Consider the following 15,699-nt stretch of genomic DNA (forward strand, 5'->3'; position numbering starts at 1 on the left):
GCGCTCAGCCGCGCTTCCACGCGAATATCGCCAGTGGCCGGGCGGCGAAAGCGCAGGTTCATTTCTTTGATGATGGGGTAGAAGCGCTGGGTGTCGAAGCTGGTAAGAAACAACGCGCCCCCGGGAATCTCAGCCAGGGTAAACAACGCCCCGGCATACATGCTGCCGATATGGTTTTTATTGCCTGCCAGTGGCATACACAGGCGCACCAAGCCTGGCTCCAAGACCTCGGCTTTAAGCCCGCTGCGTTTGACGAAAGCGATCTGTTCTTCGGTGAGCTGACGGGCGATTTCGGGCGGGAATGCCATAGCCGGTTCCTCTTTGTTATCAGAGGACCAGCCTAGCCGTTCGTTGGCTTACAACAATGACCGCTGCGCTCGCCGCAACTGACTAAAAGTGACGGCTTAGATGCCTTGGCTTTTCAACCAGGCCAGCAACTGCTGCAAGGGCAGGGCGCCGCTTTGCCGGGCAACTTCTTTGCCGTTTTTAAATAGCAGCAGGCTGGGGATGGAGCGAATGCCCAGTTGCGCGGAAAGCTGCTGATTGGCTTCGCTATCGAGCTTGGCCAGGCGGGCGCGGCCGACGAGTTGCCCGGCAGCTTGCTGGAAGGTCGGCGCAAAGGCTTGGCAGGGGCCGCACCAGCTGGCCCATACGTCCACCAGCAACGGCAGGTCGCCTTTGATTTGGTTGGCGTAGCTGGCTTGAGTGAGGTCGAAGGGTTTGCCCAGCAACACCTGTTCTTTGCAGCGCCCACAGCGCGGATTGTCGCCTAGGCGTTCATGGGGAATACGGCTCAGGCCGTTGCAGTGTGGGCAGGGAATAACGAGGGATTCAGACATGGTCGGCTCCAGAGGCGATGGGCACTATCTGGAGCCGCCCAGCCCGGCTTTCAAGCGCTGATGGCCATATAGATGTTGTAGGCGCTGATCAGGGTGATCAGGCTGCCGATCATCAGCAGCAGGGTTTTCGCATGCAGTTTTTTGCACAGCAGCGCAGCAAATGGGGCGGCAAACAGACCACCAAACACCAGGCCCGCCACCAACAACCAGGTGCTCGGTTGGCCGGCCAGCAGAATAAAGGAGGTGGCGCTGGCGATGGTGAGGAAGAATTCGGCGAAGTTCACCGAGCCGATGGTGGTGCGTGGGTCGCTGCCGGAACCGATCAGCGTGGTGGTCACCACCGGGCCCCAACCGCCGCCACCGGCAGCGTCGACAAAGCCGCCAAACAGCGCCAGCTTGGCGATATGTTTGGGCTCGCGCTTTTGCACCACGTGCAGGTAAGCCTTGCGCAGAATGTACAGGCCCATGATCAGCAGATAAGCCGAGATAAACGGCTTAAGTACCTTGCCGTCGAACTGGGTAATCACCACCGCACCGAGCACGGCGCCGATCATGCCGGGGATCAGCAAACGCAAAAACAGCGACTTGTTGACGTTGCCCAACTTCACATGGGAGATGCCGGAAAGCCCGGTGGTAAACACTTCGGCGATATGCACGCTGGCACTGGCGGCCGCAGGCGAAGCGCCGGCACTGAGCAAAAAGGTGGTCGCGGTAATGCCATAGGCCATGCCCAACGCGCCGTCGATGGCTTGGGCAAAAAAGCCCACGGCCACGGCGCTCCAGAACAGTTTGCTGGTTAGCGCACTTTCAATGATTTCCAGGCCGCTGCTTTGGTTGTTGCCAAAGAACAGGCGCCAGGCGAGAAAGCCCAACAGGCTGAGCAAAATAGCCACCGCCAGCCACATGGCAATGCGCAGCACCGGGTGATTGGCGGGGTGGGAAATATGGTCTTCGATTGGCGGCAAGCCCATTGCCTGGTGTTCGGTGTTGATTGGGCTGGGGGTGTAATCGAGTTCGCGGATTTTCATCTACAGCGGAGCCTGTATCGGGGTCATGCGGTTAGCCGCAAGGTGGCGCCACCTTAGTGATGTTGGCTTAGAGAGTCTAAGAATCGTTGGGCAGATCTATATGCTTTGTGGTTATTAGCTTTTGCTCTCGTAGGGTGTCTATGCGCGCCAGCGATGTCGGGGGGAGACCGCTTGGTGCGCATAGACACCTACACAGCATGTGCCGTTTAGTTGGGCTGGATATTGCCCTGCTGCCAGCGCGCTTCACTGTCGCCAATGGCTTTGGAGATGGCGCTGAGTTGGTTCGACGGCAGCTGGTTAGGCAGCGGGTCGAGGCCGACGCTGGCGAACAGTTGACCGTAGCTGTTGCGCAGTTCGGCGTAGGCCAGGTCGCGGCGCAGGTCGGCTTGCAGGGTGTTGAGTTCGCCCTGGATCAGGTCCAGTTCACCAATGCCTTGGGCCTTGTAGCGGTTGCGCAGTTGCCCGGCGATTTGTTCGTCGAGGTTGGCCAGTTGCTGGCTGGTCTGGAACTGACGCTTGGCTTCGTTAAAGTTGGCGTTGGCCACGTACAACTGGGCCAGCACCGCCATCGACATCGCCTGGCGCCGCGCCGCAGCCACTTGTTCACCGGCTTTGGCCACGTCGATAGCTGCTGGCGCGGACAGCACGTTAAACAGGTTCCAGGTGATCTTCACGCCATAGTCGGCCCAGCTCTGGTTGACCAGAAAGGAGTTGCTGTCGTAGTGGCCGCCAGCGGAAAACTCCAGGCCCGGTAGCAGTCGCAGCATGGCTTTGCGGGTTTCGGCGGCGCTGATGCGCGCCTGGTAATCCTGCTCGCGCAGTTCCGGGCGGCTGGCCAGGGCCTGCTGTTCCATCTGCGCCATATCCACATTCAACTGCGGTACGTCGTAGCCCTCGGGGGCGGCCAGTTTCAGGTCGGTGCCAATCGGCAGGTTGATCAGGGTAGCCAGCTCGGTTTTGGCCAGGGACAACGCCTTGCGCTGCTCTTCCAATTGGCGGGTGGCTTCGATCAGCGAGCGCTCGTAGCTCAGCGCTTGAATTGGGTCGCCGATGCGGTTCTGGCTGAGGTTCTGACTATTGCTGCGGGCTTGGTCGACACGCGCCATCAGGCTGTCGATCTGGCCCAGCAGGCGTTCGGCGGCGACGGCGCGCCAGTAGGCCGAGCGCACGTCTTGGGTGATGGTGTGGATCACCTTGCGCCGGCGTTCTTCAACGATCAGGCGCTGGTCGCCCTGCTGCTTGGCGCTGACATAGGCGACGCCAAAGTCGAGCACGTTCCACACCATGGTCAGGTCGGCGACACGGCGGTCGCGGTCTTGCGAGGTGGACGGCTCCAAAGACTGGGTTTTGGTGCGCACGCTTTCGCTGCTGGAGGCGCTGACGTTGTCGCGCCCAGCGTACCCTGCCGAGAGCGCCATACGCGGCAGCATGTCGAAGGTAGCGAGGTCGACCTGGTGCTGGGCCAAGGCTTCTTCCATCACTTTCAGGCGCGCTTCGAGGTTGTACTTCACCGCCCGGGCCATGGCGTCGTGCAAGGTCAGCGGGCCATTGAGGGGCTCCTGATCCTTGAACATGCTCACCAGGTCGCTGCTGGCGCGGGCGCGGCTTTCACTGTGGTCAATCGGTTGACTGGTCACGGCACAGCCGCTGACGGCCAGGGCAAGCAGGCTTGCACTGAAGAGTTTGTGGCTTTTATTCATCCTTGTGCCGCCCCCTAAACGCGGCAAGTCCTACCGGCAAATAGTCTGTTGAGTGACGCTTAAGCGGGCGTCGAAGTGTCGGTCAGTTGCCCAAGTGCCTGGGCGAGTTCCTGCACCTGTTGTTGTTTGTTGTGGTGTAACTGCTGCAACTGTTCCCCCAGTGTTTGCGCGCCGAAGGCGCCGCGCAGGCTGTTGCTGGCGTCAGCGCCTTTGCCGTTTTTGTCAAAGAGCTTGATGGGCGTGACGTCACCGGCGCTTTCCTTGCTGAACAAGCCGGACAGGCTGCTGCTGCCAAAGATGCCGCCATCACCGCCGCCAAAGCCCAAGAAACCTACGCCGTTGCCATTGCCGCCGCTGTCGCTGCTGGCAAACACTTGGGCGATATAGCTGGGTGCCAGCGGGTTCTGGTTAATAAAAATATTGCCCAGGGTGGGAATGCCGCTGCCGACGCTGGGCACCTCGAACAATGGCGGCGGCAGCAGCGGCGAGGTGCTGACCGGAGGCGATACCACCGGCGGCATCGGTTGCAGCGGTGTTGCCGGTGGTGGCAGCGTGGTCACCGGTGGGTTGGCGCGGAATTCCGGGTCGCCGCTCACATCCGGCGGGGTTGGTGGCGCGGCCGGAATACCGATGGTGTAGGTCGGCCCGCTGAAACCGCCGGCGCTGGCATTGCCGGTACTGTCGGAAATGCCGGTGCCCGTTGGGTTCAGGTTTAAGCCCAGGCTACCCAGGCCGGTAATGCCATCGACCAGCACTTGGTAAGTGTGGGGGTTGATCTGCACCACCGACTGCACGTTGCCGGTCACGCCGCCGCTGGTGACCAGGCTGAAGTCGCTGGTGTCGACGCCCGTGACGTCTTCGCTAAAGGTCACGGTATAGCTGACGCTGCTGGCATTGGTGGGCGATGGTCCATCCAGCACGATGGCGCTGACAGTCGGGGCAATGGCATCCACCAGTACAGCTGCGGTACTGCCGACGTTATTGAGGGTAAGCACGCCGTTATTGCCGGCGCTGTCGCGCAGGGTGCCGCCATTGAGATTGATACCGCTGCCCAGGCTGATGCCGTTGCTGTCCGCCTGGCCGTTGCTCAGGGTGAGGCGGAACACCAGGGCCGATGTGCCGGAGCCGGAGACGTAGTTGGCATAGGCGGTGCCGCCGGTATCCAGAGTGACCGCCAGGCGCGGCGTGCCGCCGGTGGTGTCGACGCTGACGGCTTCCGACAGGTTGACGATAAAGTCGAGGTTTTGCCCAGCCCCATAGGTGGTCCCGGCAGGTGGCGTCACTGAGGTCACGGTAGCGGCTATGCCATCAATCACCAGATTGGTATTGGCGGCCAGGGAGTTGGCGGTTCCTGGGGTTGGCAGGGTGAGAATGGCCTGGTCACTGGTTGCCGATTGAATCGTTGCGCCATTGAGCGCCAGAGCGCTGCCGCTGGCGTAGTCCAAGTCGGCGCTGACGTCTCCGGGCAGCACCGTGTAGCTGAACGTCAGGGTGTTGCTGCCCGAGCCAGACACATAAGTGGCACTGCGGTCGATGCTGCCGGTTTCCAACAGCAGGGTTGGCGTGCCGCCCGTGGTGTCGACGTTCACCGCCTGGTTGAAGGTCAGGGTGATGTTCACTGTCGCGCCGATGCCGTAAGTGCCACTGTTGGCGCTGACGCCAGTCACCATCGGGTTGTTAGGGTTGACGGTAATGGCCAGGGTGTCGGTATCGGTTCGACTGCCGCCGGGGCCTGTCAGGCCCAGGTCATTACTGCTGATCTGCAGACTGGCGGCGCCGTTGTAACCGGCGGTGGGGGTGAAGGTCAGGCCATTGAGGGCGATATTGATGTCGGCCAGGGTGCCTTGGAACGTCATGCTGGCATCGCCAGTGCCTGAGCCCACGATAAAACTCAGGCCGCTGGTGCCGCCCAGGGTCAGCAGGCCGTTGGTGGCGGTCAGGGTGACCTGTTCAACACCGCCGCCGCCATCGGTATCGCTGATGCTGATCAGGTTGCCGTTGCCGGTGTTAAACGTCAGGGTGCCGTCCTGCTGCAGGGCCTGGGCGCCCGGCAGGCTATTAACCGGCGCGTCGTTGACCGCGGTAACGCTGACCACTTTGCTCGCCAGGTTGCTGCTGGAGCTGCCGTCATTGACGCTGAAACTGACCGTTCGGTTGCTGGTGTTGGGCTGCTCGCTGCTGTTGCTGTAGGTCACCGAACGCAACGCCGCCTGCCATTGGGCGAGGGTGGCGGTGGCGCCCGCAGAACTCAGGCTAAACACACCGGTGGCGCTGTTGTAGCTGCCAGTGATATTGCCCATGGTTGCCGGGTTGTTGGTAAAAGCCAGCACATCCTGGCCGCTCTGCAAGTTGCCGGTAATTGCCACGCTGGCGCTGGCCAGGGTGCTGCTGTCCAGGTCGGTGAGGGTAAAGCCGCTGTCGATCACCACCGGCGTGCTGGTGACATTGTTGCCTTCGGTAAAGGCCGTTGTGCCGCCGCTGGTACTGGCGACCGGGCTGTTATCCACCGTGTTCACCGTCACGGCCTTATTCGCGACGTTGCTGTCTTGAGTGCCATCGCTGGTGCTGAAACTGATGAGGCGAGTACTGATATTGGGCGACTGGGCGGTGTCGGTGTAGGTCACCGAGCGCAAGGCGGCCTGCCATTGCGCCAGGGTCGCCGTGGCGCCTGCGGAGGTCAGGGTCATTACCCCGGTGGCCGCGTTGTAGGAGGCGTTGATATTGCCCATGGTGGCCGGGTTGTTGGTAAAACTCAGCTCATCTTCGCCGCTTTGGAAGTTGCCGGTAATCGCCACGGTGGCACTGGCCAGGGTGTTGTTATCGGCGTCGCTCAAGGTAATGCCGCTGTCTACTACCACCGGTGTGCTGGTGACGTTATTGCCTTCGGTAAACGTGGTAACGCCGCCCGAGGTGCTGGTCACCGGGCTATCGTTGACGGCGCTGACGCTGACGTTTTTAGTGCTGGCGCTGCTGTTGGTGTTGCCGTCGTTGAGGGTAAAGCTGAGGGTGCGGGTACTGGTGCTGGGGCTTTCCGAGCTATTGCTGTAGGTGACCGAGCGCAGCGCCGCCTGCCATTGGGCGAGCGTGGCGGAGGCGCCCGCTGAGCTCAGCGTCATGACCCCGCTGCCGCTGTTATAGAAGCCCGCGATATTGCCCATGGTCGCCGGGTTATTGGTGAACGCCAGTACGTCTTCACTGGCGTGCAGGTTGCCGGTGATCGCCACGCTGGCGCTGGCCAGGGTCGAGTTATCGATATCAGAAACAGTAAAGCCGCTGTCGACCACCACCGGCGTACTGGCGGCGTTGTTGCCTTCGGTAAACGCGGTGGTGCCGCCCGAGTTGGTGGCGATGGGTGTGTCATTAACGGCCGCAACGGTCACTACTTTGCTCGTCACCGCGCTGTCGGCGTTGCCGTCATTGACGCTGAAACTGATGGTGCGGTTGCTGGTATTCGGGTTTTCCGAGCTGTTGTAGTACATGATCGAACGCAGCGCCGCTTGCCATTGCGCCAGGCTGGCGGTGGCGCCTGCTGAACTCAGGGTCAAGGTCCCGGTGCTGCCGTCATAGGCAGAGCCGATGTTGCCCATGGTCGCCGGGTTGTTGGTGAACAACAGCGAGTCTTGGCTGTTTTGCAAATTGCCGGTAATCGCCACGGTGGCGCCCGCCAGGGTGCTGTTGTCGAGGTCGCTCAGGGTCATGCCGCTGTCGATCACCACCGGCGTGCTGGTGGTGTTATTGCCTTCGGTAAACGCCGTGTTGCCGCCCGACGCCGTGGCCACCGGCGTGTCGTTGACGGCGGCTACCGTCACCTGTTTGGAGGCGGTGCTGGAGTTGCTGCCATCGTTGACGGCAAAGGCAATCACCCGGGTGCTGGTATTCGGGGTGTCGGAACTGTTGGTGTAGGTGATCGAGCGCAGTGCCGCTTGCCATTGCGCCAGCGTGGCGGTGGCGCCGACCGAGTTCAGTGCCAGGACACCGGTGCCGCTGGTGTAGAAGCCTGAGATATTGCCCATGGTCGCCGGGTTGTTGGTAAAGGCCAGCACGTCCTGGCCGCTCTGGAAGTTGCCGGTGATCGACACGTTGGCGCTCGCCAGGGTGCTGTTGTCCAGGTCAGTGACGGTAAAACCGCTGTCGACAACAACTGGCGTGCTGGTGACATTGTTGCCTTCGGTAAAGGCCGTCTGCCCACCGGAGGCGCTGGTAACCGGGGTGTCGTTCACCGCCGTGACCGAGACGACTTTGGTGCCGGCCGTGCTGTTGGAGTTGCTGTCGTTAACGACAAAGCTGACCGTGCGGTTACTGACGTTGGGCGAGTTGGAACTGTCGGTGTACGTCACCGAGCGCAACGCCGCTTGCCATTGCGCCAAGGTGGCGGTGGCGCCAGCCGAGCTCAGGCTGAGTACGCCGGTGCCGGCGTTATAGTTACCGGAGATATTGCCCATGGTGGCTGGGTTGTTGGTGAATGCCAGCACATCCTGACCGCTCTGGAAGTTACCGGTAATGCTCACCGTGCCGCTGGCCAGGGTGCTGTTATCGCTGTCGGTCAGGGTGATGCCGCTGTCGATCACCACCGGGGTACTGGTGACATTGTTGCCCTCGGTGAAGGCCGTGGTGCCGCCGCTGGTGGTGGCGACCGGCGAGGCATTGGGCATTACCGGGTCGGCGATTTGAATAGCGTTAAGCCCGTGAAAGCTGTTGTTCGCGGTGTACAGAATCACCGAGTCCACCGCGCCAAAGGTGCTATCCAGCGCGAAGGTCTTCTGTTGGTAACCGAAGCCGTTGAAGGTGGTGAGGCCGGTGGTGCTCGCTACCTCGACTCCGTCGCGGTAGCCCTTGACCGTCACCAGGGTGTCGGCGCCCTCGCCGTAGTTCCAGTACTCGAAACCGCTGAGCTTGAATTCGGCGCCATCGGCCGAACGGATTTGCATGCCTTTCCAACCGCTGCCCAGTACTGACGCGTCGTAGGTGGTGAGGGCGTAAAAAAAGTCGCCGTTTTGTGCGTCGCCGTACACCAGCGGCAGGCCTAACGAGCTGCCCGCCGTGTTGGTCACGTTGGAAATCTGAATGGTGATGCCCGGCAGATCGCTTGAGCCGCCATTACCATCCTCGGCAATGCCATCGGCCCAATTACCGTTGTCGTTGCCATTGAACGTGATGGTGCCGTTGGCCAGCAAGCCGCTGTAGGCATCGAAGTGCAGGGCGGTGGTTTCCACGCTGCCGATTTGGCGCTCCAATACCCAATCACCACCGCGGCTGGTAGCGCCGGTGGCATCGTCGGAGGCGGCCACGTCGGCGCCGGTTTTGGCCGCCAGTGCCTGGATAAAGTCTTGGCCTTCACCATTGGCGCCGACCGTGCAGCCGTACAGCAGAATGTCGCCATCGGCGCTCAGCGCCTTGCCAATGCTGGCCAGCGCTTCGCCATGGGCGGCCAGGTTGCTGTTATCCAGCCAGCCATTGCCTAACTGCACCTTGCCGGTGTCACCGTGGCTGATGATATGGATGGCATCGATATCGCTGCGGTCTTTGAGGTAGTCGGCGATCTGTTGCAGGCCGTCTTTATTGCTGTCCAGCACCACCACTTCGGTGCCAGGTTTGAGGCCATCGATAAGCTGTTGTTTGTCGCCTACCTGGCCATCGATAAACACCACGTCATGGCGGTTGTCGCTGGTGGCGGCCGGTGGCGGTGTGGCGCTGGCGTGCTGGGAGCTGTCATCGGCGCTGGTGTTCTTGGCGGCGCTGTCGGCCGTGGCGTGGTCGTTGCTGTTGGCGGCGGCGTCGGCCACCGTGGCGGCGACGGCGCCGTCGAACAGCATGCGCGGTTCCAGCAAGGATGCCAGCGGCGCACGTTTGGCAGAGGTGCCCGCTCGGGCAGACCAGAACAGGTCAAAGAACTTCACAGACAACCTCCATGTACATCGCGAGACAACAACTTTGTAGGAATGTTCCGAAGTAATATCCGGGATTTTATTGTAGGACACAATCCTTGAGCCTTTCGCCATGCAGACCGCCAGTCGCTTGGTTTGCCTTCAGGCATCGAGCCTGCGGCCTGGGCTAGAAACCGCTCTCGCGCACACCCAGCGCCGCCAGCCTGCGCCATAGCGAACCGAGCACCGACTCGCCCTTGCCCGCAATCACCACCATTCCACGCAGCGGCTGCGCGGGCGCGGCGAAGGTGTCGAGCAGCTGCAGACGGGCGCCGTATTGGGCTTGCAGCGGTTCGGCTTGTTGCTGTGCATTACGCCTTACCGCGATAGGGCCGTGATGGTCTGAGGCCAGCGCTTCCAGTTGCAGGTAGGCCACGCCATTGGCGTCCACTTCCTCCAGACGCACATGGGGCGCGGCGCGGGCCGGGTCGTCGGCCACAAAGCGGCCCTCGGCGCCTGGGGCCACGCGCCAGAGTTGGTCTTCGGGCAGATAACCCCGCAGTTGCAGGCCGGGGGCGATGATCCGCACCAGTACATCGCGCGGGGCCAACCAACGCCCCGGCAGCAGGTTGGGCATGAGCTCGCGGACAATACCGGCCTGGGGGGCGCGCACTTGCAACCGTTGGCGCTGTGCAGCCAAGCCGCGGTACTCGGCCACCGCCTCGGCCAGTTGCTGTTCGAGTACACCGATATCGGCGATGGTTTCGCTGCGCCCGGCCTGGCGCTTGAGTTGCAGCTGCAGAATGTCGATTTGGCTGCGCACAATGGCCTGGCGCGAATCCAGGTCCGGCGCTTCCAACTCCAGCAGCACATCGCCCGGTTTAACCGCCTGGCCATCCACCACCTGCACGCTTTTCAAGCGCGCCGGCAGCGGCGCATACAGGGCGGTGTTACCGGCGGCTTCCAGTTGCGCGGGAATTTCCACCGTCGTGCGCCAGGGCAGCAGCAGAAGCAAGGCCAGCGCCAGCAGCGTGACGCCGAGCAGCAAGGCTTTACCGGGGTGAGCGCGCTCGCGTTGTTGCCACCACACCTGGGCTTCCTTGAGCACCGGCAGGACGATAAACCAGAGCAATTCCACCAGCATCAGGAAGATGCCCAGTACCTTGAAAAACATGTGGTACACCGCCAGGGCGATGCCGAAAAACAGCACCGCGCGCCACAGCCAGGAACCGTAACCCCACCACAGCAGGCGCCGTTGCAGGGTCGGCGACCAAGGCTCCGGCGCCGGCTCGCCATAGCCGAACAGCGCCTCACGCAGGCGCCAGCGGCACAGGGCAAAGGCGCGACCTTGAAGGTTATCCACACCCCACAAGTCGCTGAGCAAAAAATAACCATCAAAGCGCATAAACGGATTGAGGTTGACCGCCAAGGTGGTCAGCCAGGTGGCGCTGGCCAGCATAAAGGCCGCGCTACGCGCCGGGCCGTCGGGCAAGAGTGACCAGGCCAGCAGCGCCAGGCAGGCTAGCAGCAACTCGGCCATAACCCCGCCGGCGCCAATCAGCAACCGCGAGCGGCGTTCATTCACCCGCCAGGCGTCGCTGACGTCGGTGTAGAACATCGGCAGCATCACCATAAAGGCCACGCCCATGCTCTGCACCCGGCAACCGGCACGCTTGGCCATATAGGCATGGCCGAATTCGTGGCACAGCTTGGCGAAGGTCAGCGCCACGGCAAAGGCGACGGCACCGCCCAGGCTAAACAGGTGTGGAAAGGTGGCGATAAAACGCTCCCAGTCGCGCGCCACCAACAAGCCGCCGAGCAGCAAGATCAGCGGCATGCCAATGCGCAGCAGGTTGGGGCCGAAGCGTTGCAGCAGGGGCCAGGTGCGGTTGAGAAAGGCGTCCGGGCGCCACAGCGGAATGCGGAAAAACAGGTATTGGTGCAGCAACGTTTGCCACAGCCCGTGTTTACCCTGCTGGGCCTTGGCGGCGTAACTGGCGCGTTGTTCGTTATCCACCGCGCTGATCAAGTCGTGACCACGGAGAAAACGCAGCAGCTCTTCGATGTCGTCCTCGGCCAGCGGTACGCCGGGCTCACGGTTGGCCGCCTGCAATACGTGCTCAGCGTGGCCCAAGCCCCAATGGCGCAACAGGCGCATGGCCGCGCCGCCGAGTTTGAAGTAGCGCCCGCGTAAGGGGTCGGCCAGGGTCCATTGCGGCGAGCCATCCAGCGCGGCAGCCGCCGGCGAGACCTGCAAATCGGCGCGCAGCCCGGGCAGTTGCATCTACAAGCCCACCGTCTGACGCAACGCCGCCAAGGGCCGGCGCAATAGATAAAGTGCCAGCGGTGCACGCTCGCCATACAGCTTGGCGGTGCCGCGCAGGCCAATACGTGGCGGGCTTTCGTTAAAGCTGGCATCCAGGCGATAGGCCAGTTGGCCAGTGGCGGTCTGCTCGGCTTCGTAGGCGCTGCGTTGCAGATGGGCGATATGCCGGTGCAGGGGATCGCTGTCGAGGAACAGGCTGATTTCGCTGCCGGGGGCAAAGGCCAAGGCGTCGCCCACGGCCAGTTCGATGCGCAGCTCGGCCTGGTTGGGGTCGGCAATTTCCATCAGCCGCTCGCCGGTTTGTACCGGTTTGCCGGTCCAGCGCTGGGCGTCGGCGAACACGGCAATGCCATCGCGCTCAGCGCGCACTTCGGTGCGGGCCAGCAGTTGTTTGGCGTAGTCACGCTCGGCGCGTTTTTGCTCAACGCGGGCGGCAAACAGGTCGATGCGCGCGCTGGAGTCAGCGTCGGCAAAGGCCCGTTGTGCATTGGCTTTCAACTCTGCCTCGGCCACATTCAGGCTGCGCTCGGCTACATCGGCCTGGGCCTTGATGCTGGTGGCATCAAAGCGCACCAGCACCTCGCCGGCTTTTACCCCTTGGTTGGGTTTGACCAGAAACTCGGCAATCACCCCATCCACCGGCGCGGCCACCACTTGGCCGCCCAAGGGCACCACCTCGGCCGGCGCCAGCACCGACTGACGAATCGGCACCAGCAGCACCAGCAGGGCCGCCGCAGCCACCGCGAGAATTTTCTTTTTCGGCCAGCGCAAGCGCCACGGCTTACCCGGTTGCAGCGCACGCCAGGCATGGCTGTAACAGTCGGCAAGCTGCACCAGCAGGGTTTGCTCGGCCTCGCTCCAGGGCAGCTCGCGGGCAATCCACAAGCCGCCAAAGGGTTGCTGCTGGCGATCTAAAAGTGGCAACCACACCACCTCGGCGGCGGACAAGCTTTGCCAATCCGCCTGGCTTTGCCCGTCCAGGCTGGCCACGGGCACCACGCCGGGTAGCTGCGACCGGCCCTGGCGCAACAACTGCGCAGCGGCATGTTCGACAAAGGCGACAAAGGGCGCGTTAGGCTCAACCACGCTGACGCCGGTCAGGGCGCGCACCTTGCCGGCAATCAGCAGCGCAGCATGGCGAAAACCAAACAGCCCCTGGCCGTCATTGACCAGCGCATAGGCCAAGTGGTCGATGTCTTTGGCCGCGCGGGCCTGGCGTTCCAGCAGCAAAAACTGCGCGATCAGCCGCTCGGCCAGGCCCGGTTGCGAGGCCGTCATGGCGACTCCGCAAACTGCGCGCTGCCGCTCATGCCGGCGAGCAAACCGCTGGCATCGGCGGGCAGGGTGCCGATCAGCAGCAGGGTCTGGCTGCCTTCATCAATGCGCGCGCCCAGGCGTTTTACCGTGACTTGCAAGGGCGTGCCGGTTTCATCGGCGGTGAACTGAAAATGGCTGCCGGTCTTAAGCCAGCCCAGCCAACTGGAGGGCACTAGCAGGTGCACTTCCAAGGTACGGTTATCGACAATTTCCAGCAGCGGCGTGCCACCACTGACACTCTCAAACGGCTGCACCTTGCGTTGCACCACCCGCCCACTAAAGGGCGCCACCACCGTGCAGCGGCGCGTCTGCACCTGATACACCTTGGCCTCGGCCTGGGATTGGGCCAGTTTTGCCTCAGCCTGAGCCACTTCAAAACGCCCCACGGAATTCAGCGCGGCCAATTGGTTGTTGTGCTTGAGCTGTTCATTGGCCGCGCGCACTGCCGCCTGGGCGGCTTCTTGCTGGGCCTGGTAGGCACTGCAATCGAAGCGCACCAGCACGTCGTCTTTTTTGAAGTCTTGGCCCTCGGCAAAGGGCATCTCGGTGATGCGCCCTGCCAGCTCGCTGGAGAGAGTCGCCTGATCACGCGCCCGCAGCACGCCACGGGCGACGCGCGGGGCGCTGGTGTTGGCGGCGGGGGAGTCCAGCAGAGGGTCGTCGTCGGCGTGGGCAAACGCAGGCGGCAGCAGAAATAGGGCCGAGGCGGCTATCCATAAAGCGGCGGTGTGCAAACTGCTCTCCTTGCCTGCGTTTTTTCCGCAGTGTACGTAAGAAGAGGGTTGCCGAGAACAGGGGGGGAGCGACGCAGTATGGCCGACGACCAGAGGGATCGGACGTCTTACGAAGAACAGGAGATTTCCAAGTGCTTGCCCCATTCCGGCGGCCGCTCGGCAAAGCGTTCGTTGCCCGGCTGCTCGTCGAAGGGTTTGCTCAATACCGCATGGAGCAAGCGCACTTCGCTGTAATCGCCTTTCTCCGCCGCCTCAATGGCTTGCTGCGCCAGGTAATTGCGCAGGATGTATTTCGGGTTGACCGCATGCATACGCTGTTGCCGTTCGGCTTGCGGCAGCCCTTCGCTTTCGCTGCGCGCCCGATAGTCGGCCGCCCAGCTATCAAAACCGGCCAGGTCGACAAACTCATCGCGCAGGCGTTTGAGCGCATCAGCCGCTGGGCTGTCGCCCAGCGCGCGGAAAAACCGGGTGTAGTCCACCGGGCTGGTTTGCATCAGTTGCAGCAGGCGTTCGATCAGCGCACTGTCTTTTTCATCGGCGCTAAACAGGCCCAGGCGTTTACGCATCAGGTCTAGGTAATGCGCCTGGTACAGCGGCAAGAACAGATTAAGGGTGTCGCGTAGCGCTTCCACGCCTATAAACGGCGTGAGCGCCTGGGCCAGGGCCGATAGGTTCCAGTGGGCAATCGGTACTTGGTTACTAAAGGAGTAACGGCCGGCGTCGTCGGAGTGGTTGCAGATAAACTGGGCGTCGAAGTCGTCAAGAAAGGCAAACGGGCCGTAGTCGAAGGTGATGCCGAGGATCGACATATTGTCGGTGTTCATCACCCCGTGGCAGAAGCCATAGGCCTGCCAGTAAGCGATCAGCTCGGCGTTGCGCTCCAGCACTTCGCGGAACATCGCCAGGTGCGGTTCAGGCTGTGCCAGGCACTCGGGGAAATGGCAGCTCAGCACATGCTCGGCCAGGGCTTTGAGCTGTTCTTCCTGCTTGGTGTAGTAGAAGTATTCGAAGTGACCAAAGCGCACATGGCTGGGCGCTAGGCGCAGCACCATGGCCGCGCTTTCTTTTTTCTCACGCCAGACCGGGGTGCTGGAACCGGTGACGCACAGCGCGCGGCTGCTGGGAATGCCCAACGCATGCAGCGCTTCGGAGGCGAGAAATTCACGAATTGAGGAGCGCAGCACTGCGCGGCCATCGCCCATACGCGAGTAGGGGGTTTGCCCGGCGCCTTTGAGGTGCAGGTCCCAATGTTCGCCGGCCTCGTTCACCACTTCGCCGAGCAGCAGGCCACGGCCATCGCCCAGGCGTGGGTTGTACGAGCCGAATTGGTGGCCGGAATAAACCATGGCGCGGGGTTCGGCGCTTTCCCAGAGTTTGTGGCCGGCGAAGATTTCGGCGAATACCGGTTGTTCGGCTTCGGCGGGGTCGAGGTCGAGCAGGGCCATGGCGGCGGGGCTGGCTACCACGAGACGCGGTTCGTCGATGGGCTCGGGCAGCACTTCGGTGGAGAAGGCGTCGCCGAGGCGGGCGAAGCGGTTGTCGAAATCTAGCTCGGCGAGGGTTTTCAACGGCTACGTCCCTTGGGTAATGAGTGGGCGTGTGGTTTGCGCGGCGCTACGGTGCTTATAGGGTGTGCTGTGCGCACCAGCTCTTGGTGTTTTTCTTCGTTACCGCGTGGGCTGATAGATCTGTTTCGCGCCTTACGCGCGAGTTACTTTTTGCAGTCGCCGGGATGCCGGACCACAAAAAAGTAACCAAAAACGCTAGCCCCTGCATCGGGTCTGCGCTGCGCTGCGACTTCCCTCGCTCCTTCGTTGTTCCGGGGGCCGGCAAAACTGGGCGTCCCTGGCCTGTCTTTGCCTTTCGCCGCTCCCGGCGGCTCAGCCCCCTA

General features: G+C 62.4%; 9 protein-coding genes. All 9 read right to left on the reverse strand.

What is annotated here, in order from left to right:
- Window positions 1–308 (reverse strand): YiiD C-terminal domain-containing protein (locus tag AAAB16_RS12885; protein WP_340663682.1); only part of this gene is annotated, 308 nt, incomplete at its 3' end.
- A 96-nt stretch (window positions 309–404) separates the two neighbouring features.
- Entirely contained in the window at window positions 405–839 is a 435-nt protein-coding gene (trxC, locus tag AAAB16_RS12890) for a thioredoxin TrxC (protein WP_340663683.1), read from the reverse strand.
- Window positions 840–889: 50 nt separating this feature from the next.
- Window positions 890–1,867 (reverse strand): sulfite exporter TauE/SafE family protein, encoded by a 978-nt coding sequence (locus AAAB16_RS12895; RefSeq protein ID WP_340663684.1) that lies wholly within the window; start codon window positions 1,865–1,867, stop codon window positions 890–892.
- A gap of 206 nt (window positions 1,868–2,073) precedes the next feature.
- A complete protein-coding gene (locus AAAB16_RS12900; protein ID WP_340663685.1) occupies window positions 2,074–3,567 on the reverse strand; it encodes a TolC family protein in 1,494 nt (497 codons plus the stop codon).
- Between the two features lie 59 nt (window positions 3,568–3,626).
- Complete coding sequence (locus AAAB16_RS12905; RefSeq protein WP_340663686.1) at window positions 3,627–9,464, reverse strand: DUF4347 domain-containing protein; 5,838 nt, start codon at window positions 9,462–9,464, stop codon at window positions 3,627–3,629.
- 154 nt (window positions 9,465–9,618) lie between these two features.
- Entirely contained in the window at window positions 9,619–11,715 is a 2,097-nt protein-coding gene (locus tag AAAB16_RS12910; RefSeq protein WP_340663687.1) for a biotin/lipoyl-binding protein, read from the reverse strand.
- A complete protein-coding gene (locus AAAB16_RS12915; protein WP_340663688.1) occupies window positions 11,716–13,035 on the reverse strand; it encodes an HlyD family efflux transporter periplasmic adaptor subunit in 1,320 nt (439 codons plus the stop codon).
- Window positions 13,032–13,787 (reverse strand): efflux RND transporter periplasmic adaptor subunit, encoded by a 756-nt coding sequence (locus tag AAAB16_RS12920; protein WP_340663704.1) that lies wholly within the window; start codon window positions 13,785–13,787, stop codon window positions 13,032–13,034. Before AAAB16_RS12920 ends, AAAB16_RS12915 begins: the two co-directional genes overlap by 4 nt.
- Window positions 13,788–13,915: 128 nt before the next feature.
- Entirely contained in the window at window positions 13,916–15,376 is a 1,461-nt protein-coding gene (selO, locus tag AAAB16_RS12925; RefSeq protein WP_340663689.1) for a protein adenylyltransferase SelO, read from the reverse strand.
- Window positions 15,377–15,699 lie beyond the last annotated feature (323 nt).

Origin of the sequence: Pseudomonas sp. (assembly GCF_037994325.1) — a bacterium.
Taxonomy (GTDB): domain Bacteria; phylum Pseudomonadota; class Gammaproteobacteria; order Pseudomonadales; family Pseudomonadaceae; genus Aquipseudomonas.